Source organism: Streptomyces sp. NPDC046900, from assembly GCF_040644975.1.
Taxonomy (GTDB): Bacteria; Actinomycetota; Actinomycetes; order Streptomycetales; family Streptomycetaceae; genus Streptomyces.
Genome location: NZ_JBEYXD010000059.1, coordinates 1 through 21,550, shown reverse-complemented (window position 1 = coordinate 21,550; position 21,550 = coordinate 1). Strand labels below are relative to the sequence as shown.

General features: G+C 73.3%; 15 protein-coding genes. 10 read left to right on the top strand and 5 right to left on the bottom strand.

All coding sequences use genetic code 11. The features are described from left to right. Positions 1 to 57: 57 nt before the first annotated feature. Together ABZ904_RS36325 and ABZ904_RS36320 are read right to left on the bottom strand one after the other, a co-directional pair. On the bottom strand, positions 58 to 1,674 hold the full coding sequence (locus ABZ904_RS36325) for a DUF5691 domain-containing protein (RefSeq protein ID WP_361828304.1): 1,617 nt from the start codon (positions 1,672 to 1,674) through the stop codon (positions 58 to 60). A 43-nt stretch (positions 1,675 to 1,717) separates the two neighbouring features. Then, positions 1,718 to 3,070 carry an SWIM zinc finger family protein gene (locus tag ABZ904_RS36320; RefSeq protein ID WP_361828301.1) on the bottom strand — a complete coding sequence of 451 codons (1,353 nt, stop codon included), beginning with the start codon at positions 3,068 to 3,070 and terminating at the stop codon, positions 1,718 to 1,720. 134 nt (positions 3,071 to 3,204) lie between these two features. Between ABZ904_RS36320 and ABZ904_RS36315 the strand changes: the two genes are divergently transcribed. The 7 genes from ABZ904_RS36315 to sucD all read left to right on the top strand — a co-directional run bounded on the left by ABZ904_RS36315 (position 3,205) and on the right by sucD (position 14,209). Next, positions 3,205 to 4,461 carry an AAA family ATPase gene (locus ABZ904_RS36315; protein ID WP_359398028.1) on the top strand — a complete coding sequence of 419 codons (1,257 nt, stop codon included), beginning with the start codon at positions 3,205 to 3,207 and terminating at the stop codon, positions 4,459 to 4,461. A gap of 132 nt (positions 4,462 to 4,593) precedes the next feature. Continuing rightward, complete coding sequence (locus tag ABZ904_RS36310) at positions 4,594 to 7,116, top strand: DUF5682 family protein (protein WP_359398026.1); 2,523 nt, start codon at positions 4,594 to 4,596, stop codon at positions 7,114 to 7,116. Between the two features lie 11 nt (positions 7,117 to 7,127). Beyond that, positions 7,128 to 8,315: a VWA domain-containing protein gene (locus ABZ904_RS36305; RefSeq protein ID WP_359398024.1), complete on the top strand. Its 1,188-nt coding sequence runs from the start codon at positions 7,128 to 7,130 to the stop codon at positions 8,313 to 8,315. A gap of 217 nt (positions 8,316 to 8,532) precedes the next feature. After that, the gene (locus ABZ904_RS36300) at positions 8,533 to 9,684 is read left to right on the top strand and encodes a hypothetical protein (protein WP_361828296.1); all 1,152 of its coding nucleotides are present in this window, start codon (positions 8,533 to 8,535) and stop codon (positions 9,682 to 9,684) included. 259 nt (positions 9,685 to 9,943) lie between these two features. Then, positions 9,944 to 11,659: a hypothetical protein gene (locus ABZ904_RS36295; protein ID WP_361828293.1), complete on the top strand. Its 1,716-nt coding sequence runs from the start codon at positions 9,944 to 9,946 to the stop codon at positions 11,657 to 11,659. A 462-nt stretch (positions 11,660 to 12,121) separates the two neighbouring features. Then, positions 12,122 to 13,303, top strand: coding sequence for an ADP-forming succinate--CoA ligase subunit beta (gene sucC, locus ABZ904_RS36290; RefSeq protein ID WP_359398018.1), 1,182 nt, complete (start codon positions 12,122 to 12,124; stop codon positions 13,301 to 13,303). Between the two features lie 21 nt (positions 13,304 to 13,324). Next, positions 13,325 to 14,209, top strand: a complete 885-nt coding sequence (sucD, locus tag ABZ904_RS36285; RefSeq protein WP_359398016.1) for a succinate--CoA ligase subunit alpha — start codon at positions 13,325 to 13,327, stop codon at positions 14,207 to 14,209. A 105-nt stretch (positions 14,210 to 14,314) separates the two neighbouring features. On the opposite strand, the gene ABZ904_RS36280 is transcribed toward sucD, so the two are convergent. After that, on the bottom strand, positions 14,315 to 15,355 hold the full coding sequence (locus tag ABZ904_RS36280) for a sigma factor-like helix-turn-helix DNA-binding protein (protein WP_360990692.1): 1,041 nt from the start codon (positions 15,353 to 15,355) through the stop codon (positions 14,315 to 14,317). Positions 15,356 to 15,460: 105 nt separating this feature from the next. Between ABZ904_RS36280 and ABZ904_RS36275 the strand changes: the two genes are divergently transcribed. Continuing rightward, entirely contained in the window at positions 15,461 to 17,209 is a 1,749-nt protein-coding gene (locus ABZ904_RS36275) for a DUF6350 family protein (protein WP_361828288.1), read from the top strand. A 93-nt stretch (positions 17,210 to 17,302) separates the two neighbouring features. On the opposite strand, the gene ABZ904_RS36270 is transcribed toward ABZ904_RS36275, so the two are convergent. Then, positions 17,303 to 17,812, bottom strand: coding sequence for a hypothetical protein (locus tag ABZ904_RS36270; RefSeq protein WP_361828285.1), 510 nt, complete (start codon positions 17,810 to 17,812; stop codon positions 17,303 to 17,305). 219 nt (positions 17,813 to 18,031) lie between these two features. Then, a complete protein-coding gene (locus tag ABZ904_RS36265; RefSeq protein WP_361828282.1) occupies positions 18,032 to 18,856 on the bottom strand; it encodes a hypothetical protein in 825 nt (274 codons plus the stop codon). A 351-nt stretch (positions 18,857 to 19,207) separates the two neighbouring features. Here ABZ904_RS36265 and purN point away from each other — a divergent pair, with 351 nt between their 5' ends. Together purN and purH are read left to right on the top strand one after the other, a co-directional pair. Beyond that, complete coding sequence (purN, locus tag ABZ904_RS36260; protein WP_359398006.1) at positions 19,208 to 19,858, top strand: phosphoribosylglycinamide formyltransferase; 651 nt, start codon at positions 19,208 to 19,210, stop codon at positions 19,856 to 19,858. Next, on the top strand, positions 19,855 to 21,423 hold the full coding sequence (purH, locus tag ABZ904_RS36255; RefSeq protein WP_359398004.1) for a bifunctional phosphoribosylaminoimidazolecarboxamide formyltransferase/IMP cyclohydrolase: 1,569 nt from the start codon (positions 19,855 to 19,857) through the stop codon (positions 21,421 to 21,423). Before purN ends, purH begins: the two co-directional genes overlap by 4 nt. Positions 21,424 to 21,550 lie beyond the last annotated feature (127 nt).

The following is a 21,550-nucleotide window of genomic DNA, read 5'->3' as shown; positions in this document are numbered from 1 at the left end:
TCCGGGCGCCCTCGGCTCCGGTGGTCCCGGACCCGTCCGTCCGCCCCGTGCCTCACCTCATGCCCCGCTCAGTTCCTCCCGCATCGTGGCGCGCAGGCGCAGCGTCGTCGTCAGACGCTGGAAGGCCTCTGCCCAGTAGCCCCCGGCGCCCGGCGACGCGTCCGCCGGCTCATCGGGTATCGCGGTCAGCGCATCGAGCCGACTCGCCTCCGCAGGGTCGAGGCAGCGTTCCGCCAGCCCCATCACACCGCTGAAGCTCCAGGGGTAACTTCCCGCGTCCCGCGCGATGTTGAGCGCGTCCACAACCGCCCGTCCCAGTGGAGCGGCCCAGGGGACCGCGCAGACCCCGAGGAGCTGGAACGCCTCCGACAGGCCATGGGTGGCGATGAACCCCGCGACCCAGTCGGCTCGTTCCGCCGCCCCCAGCGTCGACAGCAGCTTGGCCCGCTCGGCCAGGGACACCGCACCCGGGCCCCCCGCCTCCGGTGCCGAGGGCGGACCGAGCAGCGCCCGGGACCAGCCGGGATCCCGCTGCCGCACGGCCGCCCGGCACCAGGCCGCGTGCAGTTCGTCCTGCCAGTCGTCCGCCACCGGCAGTGCGACGATCTCCTCCGGCGTCCGGCCCCCGAGCCGCGCCGTCCACGAGCCGAGCGGCGCCGCCTCCACCAACTGGCCCAGCCACCAGGACCGCTCCCCGCGGCCTGCGGGCGGCTTCGGCACCACCCCGTCCCGTTCCATGCCCGGATCGCACTCGTGCGGTGCCTCGACCACGAGTGTGGGCTCCCCCTGCGTACGGTCGACCGCCACGCAGGCCGCCGCCCGCGCCGCCATCCGCTCGGCCAGGGCCGAATTCGGCAGCGCCGACAGCAACTCCGCGGCCGTCGCGCGCACATTGCGGCTCCGGTCCGACAGCGCCTGCTCCAGGAACGGCTCGTCCGGCTGCTCCAGCCCCGTGCGGAGCGAGTCGAGGAACATCAGACGGTCCTCGGCCCGCTCCGTGGCCCAGGTGGAGGCCAGCAGCTCGCGGGCGGCGGCCGGCCGTCGCCCGCGCAGCGCGGTGAGCAGCGCGACCCGCTCCGCGAACAGGCCCTCCTGCCACAGGGCTAGGACGCGGTCCCGCTCCTGCGGCGGCGACTCGGACCCGCCGGGCGTGGAGCGCAGTGCGAAGCGCCAGTCCGGGTTCAGCTGGGCCAGCCACAGGGCGCGCGGACCGGCGAAGGCCAGCGCGGCGGGACGCAGGTCCGTACGACCGCGAGCCGCGTCCAGGAGCGCGGGCAGCGCTTCCGGGGGCGGCGCGAAGCCCCGGGCATTGGCCAGGGACAGCCACTGCGGCAGCAGCTCCATGAGGTCGGGCGCCGACCCGCGGCGGCCGCTGCCGCCCGTCCCGGGGCGGTCGGACAGCAGAACGGCCAGTCTGCGGGCCGCGGCGGGCGGCAGCGGCGGGCGCGGATCGGCCGCCGCCCGCTCCGGCCGTGGCCCTGCCGGTGCAGGCCGCAGACCTGCCCTGCGGCGCACCGTCTCCACGGCGGCCAGGTCCAGCACTGCCGTCGGCGGCTCACGGCCCGGCGGCAGCCCCTGCGGTGTGCGCCGGTCGGTACCGAGCAGTGCCGCGGTCACCAGCTCCTCCCAGGGCACGGCACTGGGTGTGCCCGGCAGGGCGGGGGTCGCACTCATGTCAGTCCCTTCCAGGTCGGTTTCTGCATGGATCGGGGTGTCGTCAGCACAGCGGCACCGCCTCTCCCGCGCCCTCCGGCCAGGCGGTGAGCGGAGTGAAGCCGCGGTGGCCGCACTCGCCGAAGACCGTGACCGGGGCGCCGCCCGAGAGGGCGACCATGCGCCACAGACCCGGGCGGGCGCTCGCCGAAGGGGTGAGCGGCAGTGCCGTGCCGCCGTCCGCGTCCGCCAGCTGCCAGGACTCCTCGACGGGCGTCGGTATGACCCGGCTCAGCGTCACCGGGACCGAGTCCAGCCACGGATCGGCCTGCAGGGCCTCTCCATAGCGCGCCGCCGCCGCGGCGGTGGTCACACCGGGCGGCCGTACCGTCGTCGGTGCTGGAGGGGCGAACTGCTCGCCGAGGGCGGCCCGCAGCTGTCCCGCCCCCGGATACCCGGACACCTCCGCGTGGAGGGCAAGGCCCACCGGCAGCGCCAAGTCCGGCGAGCGCCCGGCCGCCCCATAAGAGAGGAGCAGCGCGGTGCGGCCGGACTCCGATCCGTACAGCCAGATCCGGCGTGTGGTGAGCCGGCCGTCCGAGGTGTCGTACTGCGCCAGGACCAGCCAGCGGTCGCGGGCGGGCGGACCGTCGGGCGAGCCCGGCAGCCCGACTCTCGAACGGACCGTCGCCGCGAGGCCGTCCGGCAGCCGCTCGCGGCGCAGCCAGCCCCGGTCCAGCAGGTGCAGCAGCGCGCACTCCTCCAGCAGCCGCACCGGCCAGCCCGGTCCCGACGACGGGAGCGCCCCCAACTCGCGTACGCGCGCGGCCAGTCCCGGGGCCTGTGCGTCGACCATCCGGGCGGCCGTCTCCTCCCACAGCCCGTAACCCGCCTGCTCGGCCGCGGCGATGCCGCCCCGCAGCAGATCGGCCAGCCGCTGCTCCAGCTCCGCCGCCCCCGCCGTGATCCGTTCCGCCCGCTGCTCCGACCTGCGCCGCGCCGCCTGCGGATCAGCGGGCGCGGCTGCTTTCGACCCGGTCGTCGGCCGCTTCTCAAGCGCCCGCTGCCGGCGCCCCTCGATCCACTGCTCCGCCCAGTCCGGCGCCTGCCCCCGGGGCACCGTCGCGTCGCCGCCCGACCAGAGCAGCAGCAGTCCCAGCGCGTGCTTGCACGGGAACTTGCGGCTCGGGCAACTGCACTTGTAGGCCGGGCCGGCCGCATCCGCGATGTCGACGACCGTCTGGTACGGCTTGCTGCCGCTGCCCTTGCACAGTCCCCACACCGTCCCCTCCTCGGAACTGCCCGCGTCCGACCACGGCCCGGCCGCGCCGAGTTTGCTTCCCGCTTTGCGTGACGCCGCGTCAGGTGCCAGTGCAAGCACCTGCTCCGCGGTCCAGCGCACCCCCTGCTGAGTCATGTCGTCGAAGGTAGGTCCCGGCACTGACAATCGATCACCGCGAGGGTGTTTACGCAGCTCACGACGCGTTGTCAGTGGTGTGGTGCACGGTTGGTGACAGATCCGAACCGGCCGACGCCGAGGGGGAAGTGGCCATGCGTGTGTCCGTTGATCCGATGTCCGTCCAGCCGGGCCCGAGCGAGTCCGCGCCCGCGAACGGGGGCGGGGGAGCGGGCCCGGACGGGCGGGCGTCCGCGCCCGTGCGCACACTCGCGCAACAGAGCGGGGAAGGGCAGGCGGACGGCGGGGCGAGGGAAGCGGTGACGGCGCCGGCCGAGGCGCTGCGGCCGCACGCGGAGGCCGCCTTCGCGAGTGAACTCGCCGCGCTGGCCGAGCACGACGACCGGCCGCGCCCGGCCCGCTGGCGACTGTCGCCGTGGGCGGTGGCCACCTACCTCCTCGGCGGCACGCTGCCGGACGGCACGGTGATCACACCGAAGTACGTCGGCCCGCGCCGCATCGTCGAGGTCGCCGTCACCACGCTCGCCACCGACCGCGCCCTGCTCCTTCTCGGGGTGCCCGGCACGGCCAAGACCTGGGTGTCCGAGCACCTGGCGGCGGCCATCAGCGGCGACTCGACGCTGCTCGTCCAGGGCACGGCAGGCACCCCGGAGGAGGCGATCCGCTACGGCTGGAACTACGCGCAGCTGCTGGCGCACGGCCCGAGCCGCGAGGCGCTGGTGCCCGGCCCCGTCATGCGGGCCATGGGGGAGGGCATGATCGCGCGGGTCGAGGAGCTGACCCGTATCCCGGCCGACGTACAGGACACGCTGATCACCATCCTGTCCGAGAAGACCCTGCCGATACCGGAGTTGGGGCAGGAGGTGCAGGCCGTCCGCGGCTTCAACCTGATCGCGACGGCCAACGACCGCGACCGCGGGGTCAACGACCTGTCGAGCGCGCTGCGCCGCCGCTTCAACACGGTGGTGCTGCCCCTTCCGGAGAGCGCCGACGCCGAGGTCGACATCGTCTCCCGCCGGGTCGAGCAGATCGGCCGCTCGCTCGACCTGCCGGCCGTGCCCGACGGCATCGACGAGATCCGCCGCGTGGTCACGGTCTTCCGCGAGCTGCGGAGCGGCGTCACGGCGGACGGCCGCACGAAGCTCAAGTCGCCCAGCGGCACGCTGTCCACGGCCGAGGCGATCTCCGTCGTCACCGGGGGCCTCGCGCTGGCCGCCCATTTCGGCGACGGCGTACTACGGGCGAGTGACGTCGCCGCGGGCATTCTCGGCGCCGTCGTCCGCGATCCTGCCGCCGACCGGGTCATCTGGCAGGAGTACCTGGAGGCGGTGGTCCGCGAGCGCGACGGCTGGACGGACTTCTACCGCGCGTGCCGGGAGGTGACCGCATGAGCCACTCCGAAGCCGAGCCCTCATGGAACTTCCCGACCGGGGAGGGCACGGCCGGGGCCATGGACGCATGTGGCGGCACGGGAGCGAGGCGGCAGGGCGGCCCGGGGCGGCGCCGCCGGGGAGGGGGACGGCGTGACAGGCGTTGACAAGCCGTCAGGCGGGCCGGTGGCCGGAGCAGTGGACGGGGGGCCGCTGCTGCTCGGGGTGCGGCACCACGGCCCGGGGTCCGCGCGCGCCGTGCGGGCCGCGTTGGAGACGGCTCGGCCCCGGGCCGTGCTGATCGAGGGGCCACCGGAGGCGAACGCCTTGATCCCGCTGGCCGCGGACGCCGGGATGCGGCCGCCGGTGGCGCTGCTCGCGCATGCCGTGGACGAGCCCGGACGGTTCGCGTTCTGGCCGCTGGCGGAGTTCTCCCCGGAGTGGGTGGCGATCCGCTGGGCCCTGGAACACGACGTTCCGGCCCGGTTCATCGATCTGCCGGCGACGCACACCTTGGCGTGGGACAGGGCGGAGGACCCGGCGTCGTCGGACGGCGACGCCGGTGCCGCCGCCCAGCCGGCGCCGGAGTCCGGCACGCCGGGGAACCCGCCGGTGCCGCCGGGAGACGCCCCTGCGCACCCGCAGCCGGGGGCATCGGGAAATGGGCCTGGAGGCGCGAAGCTGCCGACGGAGGCGCAGGCGCCCGGGGAGTCGCCCGATCCCGGTGAGGCCGTGCGCGTCGACCCTCTTGCCGTGCTGGCCGAGACCGCCGGGTACGACGATCCGGAGCGGTGGTGGGAGGACGTCGTCGAGCACCGGGGCGGGGGTCGGGGCGACGCCCTCGCACCCTTCGCCGTGCTGGAGGAGGCCATGACCGCCCTGCGGGAGACGTATGGCACCGGAGGGCACGAGCGGGACCTCGTACGGGAGGCGTACATGCGTCTCCAAGTGCGAGCCGCGCAGCGCGAGTTCGATGGCGAGGTGGCCGTGGTGTGCGGGGCGTGGCACGTGCCCGCGCTCCGGGCGAGGGCGTCCGTCGCCGCGGACCGCGCCCTGCTGAAAGGGCTGCCCAAGGTGAAGACGGACATGACCTGGGTGCCCTGGACCCATCGGAGGCTGTCCCGGGCCGGCGGATACGGGGCGGGGATCGACTCCCCTGGCTGGTACGGGCATCTGTTCGGCGTGCCCGACCGGCCCGTCGAGCGGTGGCTGACCAAGGTCGCCCGGCTGCTCCGTGAGGAGGGCCGCATCGTGTCGTCCGCGCACGTCATCGAGGCGGTGCGGCTCGCCGGGACGCTCGCCGCAATGCGTGGGCGCCCGCTGCCGGGCCTGTCGGAGACGACCGACGCCGTGCGGGCCGTGATGTGCGACGGCTCGGACATACCGCTGGCGCTGGTGCACGACCGGCTCGTGGTCGGCGACGTGCTGGGGGAGGTGCCCGCCTCGGCGCCCGCCGTGCCGTTGCAGCGGGACCTGATCCGGCTCCAGAAGCGGCTCCGCCTCAAACCGGAGCCGTCGGAGCGCGAGGTGGAACTCGACCTGCGCAAGGAGACCGACGCGGGGCGCAGCCGGCTGCTCCACCGGCTCCGGCTGCTCGGGATCGGCTGGGGCGAGCCCGTGGCCTCGCGGGGCAGTACGGGGACGTTCCGGGAGACATGGCGGCTGCGCTGGGAGCCGGAGCTGGCGGTGCGGGTCGCCGAGGCCGGGGTGTGGGGCACGACCGTGCACGCCGCTGCGACCGCCAAGGCCGAGGCGGACGCGGTCGCCACACGGACGCTCGCCGAGGTCACCGCGCTCGCCGAGCGGTGCCTGCCCGCGGAGTTGCCGGACGCGCTGCCCGTGGTGATGCGGGTCCTCGCCGACCGCGCTGCCCTCGACGTCGACGTCGGGCACCTAGCCCAGGCCCTGCCCGCACTGGTGCGGTCCCTGCGCTACGGGGACGTGCGCGGTACGGACACCCGGGTGCTGGCCGGCGTCGCGGCGGGCCTCGCCGAGCGTGTGTTCGTCGGGTTGCCACCGGCGTGCGCCGCGCTGGACGCGGACGCGGCGGAGGAGATGCGAAGCCATGTGGACGCGGTGCACGGGGCGGTGGGCCTGCTCCAGGAGACGATCGCGTCGGCGGAGGGTGACATACGCGGGCGGTGGCGTTCCGTCCTGCGGGTGCTCGCCGGACGGGAGACCGTCGCCGGTGTCGTCCGCGGCCGTGCCGTGCGACTGCTGCTGGACGACGGAGAGCTGTCGCAGGACGAGGCGTCGCGGCTCATGGGCCTCGTCCTCTCGCCGGGGACGGCGCCCGCGGACGCGGCAGCGTGGATCGAGGGCTTCGTCGGGGGCGGCTCCGGCGGCGGACTGCTGCTCGTGCACGACGAGCGTCTGCTCGGCCTGGTGGACACATGGCTGACCGGAGTGCCGGCGGAGGCGTTCGCGGACGTGCTGCCGCTGCTGCGGCGCACGTTCTCGGCGTACGAGCCGGGAGTGCGGCGCACGCTGGGGGAGCTGGTGCGGCGGGGACCGGGCGCGCGGGAGACCGGAGCGGCCACCGGCTCGGGTGTTTCCGGGTTCGCCCCCGGCATCGACACCGGGCGGGCGGACGCGGTGGTTCCGGTGGTGCGTCTGCTCCTCGGCCTGGACGAGCCGGCCGACAGCGAGGCCGACGACCTTGTGGGGGTGGCGTGATGAGCAGGCACATGACCGACCGAACGGAAGCCACGGCTACGGGAGACCCGACGACCGCCGCCGAGGAACGGCTGCGGCGCTGGCGGCTCGTGCTCGGCCCGGACGCTGCGGACGGCACCGGCTACGGGCTCACCGGGCGGGACGCGGCGATGGACGGGGCGCTGACCGCGTTGTACGGAAAGGGGGACAAGGCCCGGCAGGGACGGGACCGTTCGGCGGGGCTCGGGGCGTCCGCGCCCTCCGTCGCGCGCTGGCTCGGGGACATCCGTACGTACTTCCCCTCGTCGGTCGTCCAGGTCATGCAACGCGACGCCATCGACCGGCTCGGGTTGTCCACACTCCTGCTCGAGCCCGAGATGCTCGAGGCCGTCGAGGCGGACGTGCATCTGGTCGGCACGCTGCTCTCGCTGAACAAGGCCATGCCCGAGGCCACCAAGGAGACGGCGCGCGCGGTGGTCCGCAAGGTCGTCGAGGACCTGGAGAAGCGGTTCGCCGCACGCACCCGGGCCACGCTCACCGGCGCTCTGGACCGCGGCGCCCGTGTCACCCGGCCCCGCCACCACGACATCGACTGGAACCGCACGATCGCCGCCAACCTCAAGCACTACCTGCCCGAACACCGCACGGTCGTGCCGGAACGGCTGATCGGCTACGGGCGGGCGTCCCGGTCCGTGAAGAAGGAAGTCGTCCTCTGTATCGACCAGTCGGGGTCGATGGCTGCATCGGTGGTGTACGCATCCGTGTTCGGGGCGGTCCTGGCCTCCATGCGGTCCATCGCCACGCGGCTCGTCGTCTTCGACACGGCCGTCGTGGATCTCACCGACCAGCTCGACGACCCCGTCGACGTCCTCTTCGGCACCCAGCTCGGCGGCGGCACGGACATCAACCGAGCGCTGGCGTACTGCCAGTCGCAGATAACCCGGCCCTCGGAGACGGTCGTGGTCCTGATCAGCGACCTGTACGAGGGAGGGATCCGGGACGAGATGCTCAAGCGGGTGGCGGCGATGAAGGCGTCGGGGGTGCAGTTCGTCGCGCTGCTCGCGCTCTCGGACGAAGGCGCACCCGCCTACGACCGTGAGCACGCGGCGGCCCTCGCGGCGCTGGGCGCACCGGCGTTCGCGTGTACGCCCGACCTGTTCCCGGAGGTGATGGCGGCGGCGATCGAGAAACGGCCCCTGCCGGTACCGGAGGCGACATGACGATGTGCCGATGTGCCGACATGAGGGGCACAACGGGTACTTGGCGAACCGGACACCGAGAACGACAGGCGACAAAACGGAAATGACTACCCATCGGTAACGGGGGACTTGCGCAACCTCGGGAGTCCCGTGCAAGGATCGACGGCGCTTCGCCATCGGGCGGTGCGCGTGTTCGCTCCGCACCGCCTCGTCCCGCCGCACGGAGGCTCTCCCCGTCTTGACCCTGCCAGCCGCACTGCCCTTCGCCGGTGCCGCACTGCGCGCGATGCGTACGGCGGCCGGTCGGCGTGCGGTGCATCTGGCCCTGGTGATGGGTGGGTTGTTCGCACTGGGGCTCCTGTGCGAGGGGCAGGCGCACGCGGCGGAGGGCACACCGGCAACTTCTGCGGCTCCGGTCGCGGCCGATGCCTCGGCTGACGCGCTCCGGCCGGTCACGAAGGCGGTGCGGCGGCTCGACGAGACCGTCAGCAGCACGCTGGGGCACACGGTGCAGGGTTCTCCCGCGCCCGACGCTCAGCGAGGACACCCCGCGCCGCCCCCGTCCGGGCGTACACCGGACGGCAAGGACTCCGTGCCGCCCCTCGGCCGGCACACGGCGAGCCCCTCCGGCTCGCACACCGTCCGGCCGGGCACCGCACCCGTCACCCGCCCCGCCACGTCCACCGCACCCGGTAAGCCCTCCGCACCCAGCCCCGCTACGCCCGCCGCCCCCGCCGCATCCGGCGCGCCCGCCGACGTCATCACCGCCGTGGCCAAGACGGTTCCCGCCGTCGGCGGCACCGTGCGGCAGGTGGTGCGGCCGGTCGCCGAAGGCGTTCTGCGGCCGGTCGGCGAGGCGGTCGTGCGGCCCGTCGGCGGACTTGTGGAGACCGTGACCGACGGGCTGACGGAGGCTCCCGCGCCGTTGCCGTCGCTCCCCTCGGAGCCGTCGCTTCCGGGGGTTCCCGGTCTGCTGGGGCTGTCCGGTCCGCAGAGTCGGCCGGCATCGCCGGCAGGGGCCCTGCCCGCGCCGTCGGCAGCGCAGCAGGGCGGTGGTACGGATGACGGAAACGCGGTCGAGCAGCGGGAGACCGGCGCGTACGGACCGCGAGTCGTCCTGGCCGACACCACGGCGACGCCGTTCGCTCACCCCACCCCCCATCTCACCCGGTCCCCCTACACGCCCCCGCACCAGGCGCCCGACAGTGAGCCGACGGGCGCGTACGGCGATCGGCAGACCGCCGACGGCGGTGCGCCGTCGCAAGGCGACGGGCACGCCGTCGCCTCCCACCACCGGGCACCGCTCACGCTGGTGCGCGGTGCCATCGCGGTGGTGACCGCGCACGGGACCCGGGACCGGCACCGGGACATCCCCGAGTTCCCCGGCTAGGGCGCCCCTTCCCTCCCCGCGAGACCTGCCGCGCGGGGGGCGGAAGCAGGTCTGCCCGCCGTCCGGACACCTCTCCGATCCCCGGGCGGCAGCCACCGGACCCCGAGCCATAGCGGCCGGAGCACACCCGTGGCCGCCGGTCTTTCCCCCCGGACCGCCCACGGATCCGCCGGCTCCACGCCGGCACCGGCTTGCAGGCCTCGGCACCGGTACGTGAAGAACTCCAGAATTCCGGATTCCCGAAGGATCTGACGCACGTATGAACAAGAACATCCGCCGCTCCATCGTCATAGCCGCCGGTGTCACCGGCGCGTGGGCGCTCGGCTCCGCCGTCGCCAGCGCGGACGAACTGCCGGCATCGTCCGTCTCCACCTCTGACGTCGGCATCGACACCGCGGACACCGTCGGCGCGGTCACGGGCACCGTGGACGGCGTCGTCGCCGATGTGCAGAACACCGTGTCAGGCGTCACCCAGGGCGCGGCTGCGCACGGTGCCGCCTCGGCGGTGACGCACACCGCCGCCACGGCGCAGTCCACCGCGAAGGAGGCCACGAGCACCCCCTCCCGGGCCGGAACCCGGGCCGCCTCCCGGGTGGAGAGGGTCCACAAGGCCGCGCAGGCCGCGCAGGCGGCACCCGTCGCCGACCGGGCACGCCGGTACGTCGACCACGAGGTGACCGCCGCGCACCTCCCGTCGCAGGCCAAGGGCGCCGTGCACGCCACCGCGTCCAGGGCCGGGGGAGCGGCCACGGCCGTCGTCACCGACGCGGCCGCCCCGCAGGACGAGATCGACTACCTCTTCGGCCCCCTCTCGGCCTTCGCCCCCGAACTGGAGCAGGCGCTCGCCGCCGCGCAGACCAAGCTCCAGGGCGTCCAGGGCGCCGTGCGCAGCCAGGCGGACGGCGTCGACGGTGTGATCCGCACGAAGGCGCAGAGCACGGTCGCGGGCGCGGGCCGGATCGCGGGCGGCACGAGTGGTGCCGCGCAGCAGGCGGTCACCGGGGCGGAGGGACGGGCCACGGGTGCGGTCGCCGCCGTGCAGGGCCAGGCGGACGAGGTCACGTCCGCCGCGGACGCGAGCGTCTCCGCCGTACCGGGCCACATCACCGGTGCGGTCACCGGTGTGAAGCAGCAGGTCGTCGGCACGGTCGCCGGGGTGCCCGGCACGGTCGCGCCGGTGGTCGCCGAGACGGCCGCGGCCGTCCTCCCGCCGGTCGCCGGCACGGTCGTCGACGGGGTGACGCCGCTCGCGGGACACGCCGTCGGCAACGTGACCGGCCTCGCGCAGGGGGTCGTGGCGGACGTCCAGCCGCTCGCGCACGACGCGACCGGCCATGCGTCCGCGCTGGTGTACGGCGTGGCCGCCGACGCCCAGCCGCCGGTCTACGGCCTGGCCGGTGGGGTGACCGGCGACGTGACCGGGTCCGTGCTGCCCCCGGTCGCGCAGACCGCGGTGCACGGGGTGGTGCCCGTCGCCGGGCAGTCCGTCGAGGACGTCACCCGATTGGCCTACGGCGTGACGGGTGATGTGCGGCCGTTCGCGGGCGGGATCGCGGGACAGGTCCCGCCGCTCGCCGGGGGCGTCACCGGGAGCACCACCCAGTTGGCGTACGGCGTGGCGGACGAGGTGCAGCCGTTCGCGTACGGCGTGGCGGGCGCGGTGCATCCGGTCGTGCAGACGGTCGACGAGACCGCGCGGCCCGTGGTGCACGGCACGGCGGGCAGCGCCACCGACCTGGCGTACGGCGTGACGGGCGATGTGCGGCCGTTCGCGGGCGGCGTCGTGGGCGCGGCCGATCCGTTCACGCAGGGAGTCGCGGGCCAGGTCGCGCCGTTCGCCGGTGGCCTGGCCGGGACGGTCCAGGAGTCCGGCGGCTCGCTGGGCGGCCACGCGGTGACCGGCGCCCGGGGCGTCGCCGAATCGGCCGTCCCGAGCCATCTGCGGCCGGGCCACTACGGCACCGACTCCATCTGATCCACGGGTGCCGTGTGGCGCACGCCGCACGGCACCCGGCACCGACTCCGCGGGGTTGAGGAACGGCGGCCGAATTCCGTCGGCCGGCCCGACCGAAGCCCCGCGGGCGGGACGGGTGGCCCCATTGGGGTGGGGTCGACCCGTCCTGCGCCCTCCGGGGCGGCACAAGGGGTCCCACCGGGCCAACCCCAACCCGGTGGGACCCTGCCGCCCTGCTCCGGCCGTTCACCGGAGGGTCGCGACCGGTTCCGCCGCGGGGTCACACGTGTGACAGGTATCACCGCTCAGGTGTGATCTGCGATTTAGAGCCCCACCTCAAGCGGCGATAACCTGCGAGACGGACATGCCGCGCGCTCGGACACCGTGTGCGCCTCCCTTGTGACACAGCGGACGTCACGTTGCCCTTCGCGGCACGCCCACGCATCCAACGAACCGCGAGATCACTGATAGGGACGGAAGCGCGTGGACCTGTTCGAGTACCAGGCGAGGGACCTCTTCGCCAAGCACGGTGTACCGGTGCTGGCCGGTGAAGTCATCGAAACGCCTGAGGCGGCGCGCGAGATCACCGAGCGGCTGGGCGGCAAGTCGGTCGTCAAGGCGCAGGTGAAGGTCGGTGGTCGCGGAAAGGCCGGCGGCGTGAAGCTGGCGGCCACCCCGGACGAGGCGGTCGCCCGCGCCACGGACATCCTCGGCATGGACATCAAGGGCCACACGGTCCACAAGGTCATGATCGCCGAGACGGCTCCGGAGATCGTCGAGGAGTACTACGTCTCCTTCCTCCTCGACCGCGCCAACCGCACCTTCCTCTCCATCGCCTCCGTCGAGGGCGGCATGGAGATCGAGGAGGTCGCGGCCACCCGCCCCGACGCCGTCGCCAAGATCGCGATCGACGCCATCGACGGTGTGGACGAGGCCAAGGCCCAGGAGATCGTGGCCGCGGCCAAGTTCCCGGCCGAGGTCGCCGACAAGGTGGCCCACGTCCTGGTCACGCTGTGGGACACCTTCATCAAGTCGGACGCCCTCCTCGTCGAGGTCAACCCGCTGGCCAAGGTCGCCTCCGGTGACGTCATCGCCCTCGATGGCAAGGTCTCCCTGGACGACAACGCCGAGTTCCGCCACCCCGAGTTCGCGGAGCTGCACGACAAGGCGGCGGCCAACCCGCTCGAGGCCGCGGCCAAGGAGAAGAACCTCAACTACGTCAAGCTCGACGGCGAGGTCGGCATCATCGGCAACGGCGCCGGCCTGGTCATGTCGACCCTGGACGTCGTCGCCTACGCGGGCGAGGCCCACAAGGGCGTCAAGCCGGCCAACTTCCTCGACATCGGCGGTGGCGCCTCCGCCGAGGTCATGGCGAACGGCCTGGAGATCATCCTCGGCGACCCGGACGTCAAGTCCGTGTTCGTCAACGTCTTCGGCGGCATCACCGCCTGCGACGCGGTGGCCAACGGCATCGTGCAGGCCCTGGAGCTCCTCGAGTCCAAGGGCGAAGAGGTCAACAAGCCGCTCGTCGTGCGTCTCGACGGCAACAACGCCGAGCTGGGTCGCCAGATCCTGGACGACCGCAACCACCCGCTCGTACAGCGTGTGGACACCATGGACGGCGCGGCCGACAAGGCCGCCGAGCTGGCTGCTGCCGCGAAGTAAGGGACGAGGTCACAGACAACCATGGCTATCTTCCTCACCAAGGAATCCAAGGTCATCGTCCAGGGCATGACCGGCTCCGAGGGCCAGAAGCACACCAAGCGCATGCTGGCTTCGGGCACGAACATCGTCGGTGGCGTGAACCCGCGCAAGGCGGGCCAGGTCGTGGACTTCGACGGCACCGAGGTACCCGTCTTCGGCTCCGTCAAGGAGGCCATCGAGAAGACCGGCGCCGACGTCACGGTCATCTTCGTCCCGGAGAAGTTCACCAAGGACGCGGTCGTCGAGGCCATCGACGCCGAGATCCCGCTCGCGGTGGTCATCACCGAGGGCATCGCGGTGCACGACTCGGCCTCCTTCTGGGCGTACGCCGGCAAGAAGGGCAACAAGACCCGGATCATCGGTCCGAACTGCCCCGGCCTGATCACCCCCGGCCAGTCGAACGCCGGCATCATCCCGGCCGACATCACCAAGCCGGGCCGCATCGGCCTGGTGTCGAAGTCCGGCACGCTGACGTACCAGATGATGTACGAGCTGCGTGACATCGGCTTCTCGACCTGTGTCGGCATCGGCGGCGACCCGATCATCGGCACCACGCACATCGACGCCCTGAAGGCCTTCCAGGACGACCCCGACACCGACCTGATCGTCATGATCGGTGAGATCGGCGGCGACGCCGAGGAGCGGGCCGCGGCCTTCATCAAGGAGAACGTGACCAAGCCGGTCGTCGGCTACGTCGCGGGCTTCACCGCGCCCGAGGGCAAGACCATGGGTCACGCGGGCGCCATCGTCTCCGGTTCGTCGGGCACCGCCCAGGCGAAGAAGGAGGCGCTCGAGGCCGCGGGCGTCAAGGTCGGCAAGACCCCGACCGAGACGGCCAAGCTGGCGCGCGAGATCCTGGCCGGCTGAATCCTTCCCGGCCGGGGGTGCTCCAGGTGAGCATTCCGGCTGAACGTCGGTGGGCCCGTACCCCGTGCAGGGGACGGGCCCACGGGCGTTTTTGGGGCGGTCGGGTCAGCGCGCCTCCGGAATCAGGCGCTCCGGTCCCTGGTCGGCCTGCGCCTTCAGCACGTACCACAGCGCCTGTTGCCGGGCGGACAGCGGACCCTGGGCGGCCAGGGCGGGGATGTCCTTGATCGCGGTTCCCCGGGGCACCGGCCGTTCGTAGTGGTCCGCGGCCATCTGCATGGTCAGGGCGGTCGAGCCCGTGAAGGCGGCCGTGAGGACGACCGCCGCGGCGGACCAGCGGCGGACGCGGCGTTCGCCGCCGGAGCGCACCACGGGCGGTCTGGCCGCGCGGAGGCGTTCCGCCGTGGCCAGCTCGGTCAGTCTGCGGCCCAGGACGTCCGGCGACGCCTGGTCCGGTACGAGCGCGGCGAGGCTCGTGCGGGCCCGCAGCAGCCGGGCGGCCGTGGCGGGAGTGCTGGCCTGCGTCTCGGCGGCGGTCTCCGGCAGACCGAGGCCGACGCCGTCGTGCAGCAGCAGCGTGCGCCGCTGGACCGGAGGCAGCGTCAGGAAGGCCTGCAGCAGTTCCCGGTTGGCGGGGTCCGAGGGTGGCTCCTCGGCGCGGCGATGGCGCGGGCGGAAGCGGTGCCAGGGGGAGAGCGCCCAGTCGTGCGACGCCGCCCGTACCCATCCCGGTGGGTACCGGTCCATGGCCACCTCCGGCCAGCGCTGCCAGGCCTGTTGGAAGGCGCGTTCGACCGATTCCCGGGCCAGCCCGCGCCGGCCGGTGAGCAGATACGCCTGCCGTACGAGGGCGGGCGTGCAGAACCTGTAGAGCTCGTCGAACGCCTGATGGGGAGTCAGGGGAATGGGCGGGCGTTCATCTGGGCTCTCCTGGGCCCCTTCCTGCACCGCCCATTCGGCGAGCAGTCTCGCGTACGCTTTCCGCTTCCGGCCGCGCGGGCTGGTCAGGCCGGTCTCCCAGTCGCGCACCGTTTCGATGGACACATGCAAGTTGGCGGCCATCTGAGCCTGGGTCAGGGACTTGGTCCTGCGCAGACGTCGGCATTCCTTGGGGTGCGGCAGCGGGAGGGAAGGACTCTGCTTCACTGGACGGTCCTCCAATACGGAAAAGTACATAACCACATATTTAGCGACACATCGTGGCTTTATCGGTTGCACCGGATTAGCGCGTGTCGTTGGGACCATGGCGGCGTGACCCAATGGACCGACCGCCGAACCCCCATTCCGTCCCTCCTCACCGGGTTGCGGGAGCGCTCGCCCGGGCTGGGTGACGCACTGCTGGGCGGTGCCCTGGCCGCGGTGGCGGGGCTCGGCTCGTTCGCCCTGCTCGCGATCGTGCTGTGGATCAGCTCGCCGTACCCCGCCACCGGCGCGGGTGGTGCGCTGCGTGTGGCGGCCGCGCTGTGGCTGCTCGCCCACGGCGTCACCCTGATGCGCACCGAGACGCTCTCCGGACTGCCCGCGCCCGTCGGGGTGACACCGCTGCTGCTGGCCGTGCTTCCAATGTGGCTGGTGTACCGGGCGGCCCGCGACGCCACCGACCGGGAGAGCGCGGAGGCCGCCGGGGAGGACGCGCCGCCCGTCGGTGCGCGCGCGGCGTGGACCGGCGTGGTGGCGGGTTACCTCGGCGTGGGGGCCGTGGCGGCGCTGTACGCCTCCGGAGGGACGCTGCGGCCGTCGTGGACGGGGGCCGCGTGGTACGTGCCGCTCGGCGTCGCCGGGGCGGCGGGTCTGGGCGTGTGGACGGCGCACGGGCGCCCCTGTGGGCGCCTGCCATGGAGCGTGCGCCGGGCACTCGAGTGGCTGCCCGAGGGCGTACGGCAGGTGGTGACGCTCGGAGCGGTCGACCGTGACGGACGGCTACGGCTCGGGGACTCCCTCCGGGCGGCCCTGGCGGGGTCGACCGTGCTGGTGGGCGGTGGTGCGCTGCTGGTCGGGGTGTCACTGGTGCGGCACGGCGACACGGCCCAACTGACCTTCCTGCAGCTCGCTCAGGGATGGTCGGGGCGGTGGGCGGTGCTGCTCCTGGCGGCTGCGCTGGTGCCGAACGCCGCCGTGTGGGGCGCGGCGTACGGACTCGGGCCGGGGTTCGTGCTGGGAGCGGGGCATGTGGTGGCACCGCTGTCGACCGTGCGGCCACCGGCGTTCCTGCAGCCGTTCCCGCTGCTGGCGGCGGTTCCGGAAGCGGGGGGCGGGCCGCTGCGGTGGGCGGTGGGAGCGGTGCCGGTCGCGGCGGGGGTGACCGTCGGGTGGTTCGTGGCACGCGCGGCGAGCGCGGACCGGGAGCGCGGACGGGACGGCGCGTGGTCGGCAGGACGGACGGGGGGAGCGGTCCTGGTGGCGAGCGCGGTGTGCGGGATGGTGCTCGCGGGCCTCGCGGAGGCGGCGGGCGGACCGCTCGGGGTGAACGCGCTGGCGCGGTTCGGGCCGGTGGGATGGCAGGTGGGCCTCGCGGCGGCAGGCTGGACGGCGGCGGTCGGGCTGCCGGTGGGATGGGCGGTACGGGCAGTGCGGCTGTGGGGGCGCGGGGAGCCGCGGCGGCAACCGAAGCCTCGGAGCGCGGCGCACGCCGCCGCGGTCCCCCCGCCCGCGGTTCCGCGACCGCCTGTCCTTTCTGTCGGCCGGAGACCGTCGCTTCCCGCGACTCCGAAACAGCACGATGCGTGGGAGGACCCCGACCTCAAGCCGTACGAGGCACTGCGAAGGGAGGACCCGTTCGCGTCGGCCTCCAGGAAGTCCTTCCTGCCGGACCTCCCGAAGTCCGTCCTGCGGGACCCGCCGAAAGCCGCCCTGCCGAACCCTCCGAAGCCCGTCCCGTCGGAACCTCCGAAGCCCGTTCCGTCGGATCCCTCGAAGCCCGTTCCGTCGGAACCTCCGAAGCCCGTCCTGCCGGATCCCTCCAAGCCCGTCCCGCCGGACGGGTCCGAACCGCGTGCGTGAGGCCGGTCGCTGCCGGTCGGCATCTTCCCGCCGGATGGCGCCTTCCGTCCGAGTTCCGCGCTCAACCGGGGACCGGGCCGGACCGCTGTGACATCACTGGGTGCCGGCCGGCTCCACCTGCGCCGGTTCGCCTCGGCCGATGGTCACGGCCCAGCGAACGGCCGAAGGTGCCTCGACGGACACGGTGCCAGTTCGCTCGACCCCATGCACCAGCACCTCGTTGCGGATGGTGTTCACCTCGCCGGGCCGGCACTCCAAGGGGAAGGACACACTGGCGGGGCGCACCGCGACCTCGATCTTCCCGGTGCCCTGGCAGCTCACCGCGACGATCAGCGCCTCGCCCTTCTTCCCCGCGCCGAAGGCGAAACTGGCACTGCCGCGGGTCACCTTCTGCTGACCGGCGAGCGTTTCGTCACCGTCCAGTTTCGGCGGTTCCTGCAGGGAAGGGCGTGCCGTGACGTGAACGGCGGTGGCCGGCCCGGTGGAGCGAGTGGCCCTGGCGGGCTGCCCGTCGCCGGTGTCGTCCGCGGTGCACGCACTGACCGAAGCGAGTGCCAGGGCGCAGACGATGCCCACTCCTGCAAGGGTTCTCGGCACGCTCACAACACATCTCTCCCCCCGTGAACGGTGGGCACGGTGCGGTCAAGTGCCCCCTGAAGCTGGCGAGATCATGTCAGCGCCGGTCGGCGGACGGCGAGCTTCCACGAGGTTTCTGAGGAGAACATGAGCTTGCCTCAGATGGGCCGACGCCGGACCCGCGCGTCCCAGGGTTCGTCCCGCACCTGGCGTGAACGCCCCGCTCGCGCAGGACCAGCCCCCGGCTCAGCCGCGTGTGCCCAGCACCCCTCGCAGATCCTGGGGCAGCAGGTCGTTGCAGGACTGCTTGGCGGAGGTCGTCAGGGCGTCGTTCAGGCAGGTGTAGTAGTCGCGGTACACCAACTGGGCCGCGAACGTGGCCGCCACCATCGCGATCGCCAGGGACGCCGTGACCAGGCCACTGATCGCCGCGGAGGTCTGCGGGCGGGCCGTGGGGGCGGCGGTGTTCGGGTCGGGGTTGCGGGGCTTGGCACGCAGGGCGCTGGCGCCCCAGTACAGCGCCAGGGCACCCAGCAGCAATGCGAGGTAGGGCCAGCTGAAGAGGGAGAAGAGGAAGGCCCACATGCCTGCCATCAGCGCGTAGCGAGCGCGGCGCTGGGCCGGGTCCGTGGGGTCCCAGCGCAGGCCCGCGCCGGGTCCGCCCTGACCGCCGGGGCCCTGGGGTCCGCCCTGACCGCCTTGACCGCCCTGGCTTCCGGGGCGCTCGCCGAAGCGGCCGCCCGCGGAAGGACCGGGCTGCCGGTCGCTCCACTGGCTGCCCCACGAGGGACGTCCGCCCTCGTCGGAGCCTTCCGGCCGACGGCCCTGTCCTTGTCCCTGCCCCGGTGCCGGATGGCGCGGCCGCCAGGGCTGGTCGGGCGTTCCCTCCGGCGGCGGCGCGAAGGGGTTGTCGTCCTCGGGCGCCTCCGGGCCCCGGCCACCGTCCGCGGAGCCGCCGCCCGCGGAGTCACCCCCGCTGTGGGGTGCCCCCTTGCTCTCCCGCGGAGGCACGGGCGAAGGGCGCCGCTCGCGCAGCAGCAGCGGAGGGAGTCGGAGACTGCGGTCCGGCATCAGGTGTGCGTCTTCCCCTTGGTGGTTCCGGTGGGCGTCTTGTCCGGCTTGCCCCTGTGGCCAGCCGCGAAGCGGGCGCCCCGGACGGGGTTGTTCCCGTCCCGGGTCAACGTCCCACGCAGGTGCGGCGTTCCCCGCGTCGGCACCGCGTTTTCGGATGGCCCCTCCCCAGACGCTACCTTCCGGCCGCGCCCCCGTCCCCTGGGGGGGCCGTCCGATGTGCCGGTATCGTTGCTGACGGCCGACCGCTTCGTAGACTTCCCCGTATCCGGGGGTGCGAAGCATTTGTACGACCATACAAACGCTCTGCCGAGCGATTGCACCAACGCTTCCCCGAGAAAGGGCCCCGCCGTGGCCGAGTCCGTGGCCGAGACCGTCACCGAGTCCCCGGCCAAGCGCCTGGTCGTCCTGGTCTCCGGGTCCGGCACCAACCTGCAGGCGCTCCTCGACGCCGTCGCCGAGACCTCGGCCGCCGGCTACGGGGCCGAGGTCGTGGCCGTCGGCGCCGACCGCGACGGCATCGAGGGCCTGGCCCGCGCCGAGCGCGCCGGGCTGCCCACCTTCGTGTGCCGGGTCAAGGACTACGAGAGCCGGGAGGCCTGGGACGCCGCCCTCACCGAGGCCGTCGCCGCCCACGAGCCCGACCTGGTCGTCTCCGCCGGGTTCATGAAGATCGTGGGGAAGGAGTTCCTCGCACGGTTCGGCGGGCGGTTCGTCAACACCCACCCCGCCCTGCTCCCCAGCTTTCCCGGAGCCCACGGTGTGCGCGACGCGCTCGCGTACGGCGCCAAGGTCACCGGATGCACCGTCCACTTCGTCGACGACGGCGTCGACACCGGGCCGATCATCGCTCAAGGCGTGGTGGAGGTCCGGGACGAGGACGACGAGAACGCTCTGCACGAACGCATCAAGGAAGTCGAGCGAAGGCTGCTCGTCGAGGTCGTGGGGCGGCTCGCCCGCAACGGCTATCGCATTGAGGGACGAAAGGTAGTTATCCAGTGACCGCCGAGAGCACCAAGCGGCCCATCCGGCGCGCGCTTGTCAGCGTCTACGACAAGACCGGGCTGGAAGAGCTCGCCCGTGGGCTGCACGAGGCCGGCGTCGAGCTCGTCTCCACCGGTTCCACCGCATCGAAGATCGCCGCCGCGGGCGTCCCCGTCACCAAGGTCGAGGAGCTGACCGGCTTCCCCGAGTGCCTGGACGGCCGGGTCAAGACCCTGCACCCCAAGGTCCACGCGGGCATCCTCGCCGACCTGCGGCTCGACAGCCACCGCCGGCAGCTCGCCGAGCTGGGCGTCGAGCCGTTCGACCTCGTCGTCGTCAACCTCTACCCCTTCCGGGAGACCGTCGCCTCCGGGGCCTCGCCCGACGAGTGCGTCGAGCAGATCGACATCGGTGGCCCCTCCATGGTCCGCGCCGCCGCCAAGAACCACCCGTCCGTGGCCGTGGTGACCAGCCCGGACCGGTACGCCGACGTCCTCGCCGCGGTCCGCGACGGCGGCTTCGACCTCACCGCGCGCAAGCGCCTCGCCGCCGAGGCCTTCCAGCACACCGCCGCCTACGACGTCGCCGTCGCCCACTGGTTCGCGTCGTCGTACGCGCCCGTCGACGACTCGCCCTTCCCGGACTTCCTGGGCACCACCTACGAGCGCAAGGACACCCTGCGCTACGGCGAGAACCCGCACCAGCCCGCCGCCCTCTATGTCGGCGGCGGCCCGAGCGGCGGCCTCGCGGAGGCCGAGCAGCTGCACGGCAAGGAGATGTCGTACAACAACTACACGGACACGGACGCCGCGCGCCGTGCCGCGTACGACCACGACGAGCCCTGCGTCGCCATCATCAAGCATGCCAATCCGTGCGGTATCGCGGTCGGCGCGGACGTCGCCGAGGCGCACCGCAAGGCGCACGCCTGCGACCCGCTGTCCGCGTTCGGCGGTGTCATCGCCGTGAACCGGCCGGTGAGCAAGGAGATGGCCGAGCAGGTCGCGGAGATCTTCACCGAGGTCATCGTGGCGCCGGACTACGAGGACGGCGCGCTGGAGGCCCTCACCAAGAAGAAGAACATCCGGGTGCTGAAGGCCCCCAACGGCCCCTGCAACCGCGTGGAGGCCAGGCAGATCGACGGCGGCGTGCTCCTCCAGGTCACCGACCGCCTCCAGGCCGACGGCGACGACCCGGCCAACTGGACTTTGGCGTCGGGCGAGGCGCTCTCCTCCGAGGAGCTGACGGAACTGGCCTTCGCCTGGAAGGCCTGCCGGGCCGTCAAGTCCAACGCCATCCTGCTCGCCAAGGACGGCGCCTCGGTCGGCGTCGGCATGGGCCAGGTCAACCGGGTGGACTCCTGCAAACTCGCCGTCGAGCGGGCCGGCGAGGAGCGGGCGCGCGGTGCGTACGCCGCCTCGGACGCCTTCTTCCCGTTCCCCGACGGGCCGGAGATCCTGATCGCCGCGGGCGTCAAGGCCATCGTGCAGCCCGGCGGATCGATCCGTGACGAGCAGGTCGTGGAGGCCGCGCAGAAGGCGGGCGTGACCATGTACTTCACGGGGACCCGCCACTTCTTCCACTGAGCGCCGAACGGCGGGCCTGTCCGGTGCCACCGGCTGCCCAGAGCGCGGCAGGGACGAGTGGCGGCGCTGGTGCGCTGCGGCACCCCGCGGCAGGAAGTGTCGTTCCGTGCGGTCTTGTGGTGGTACG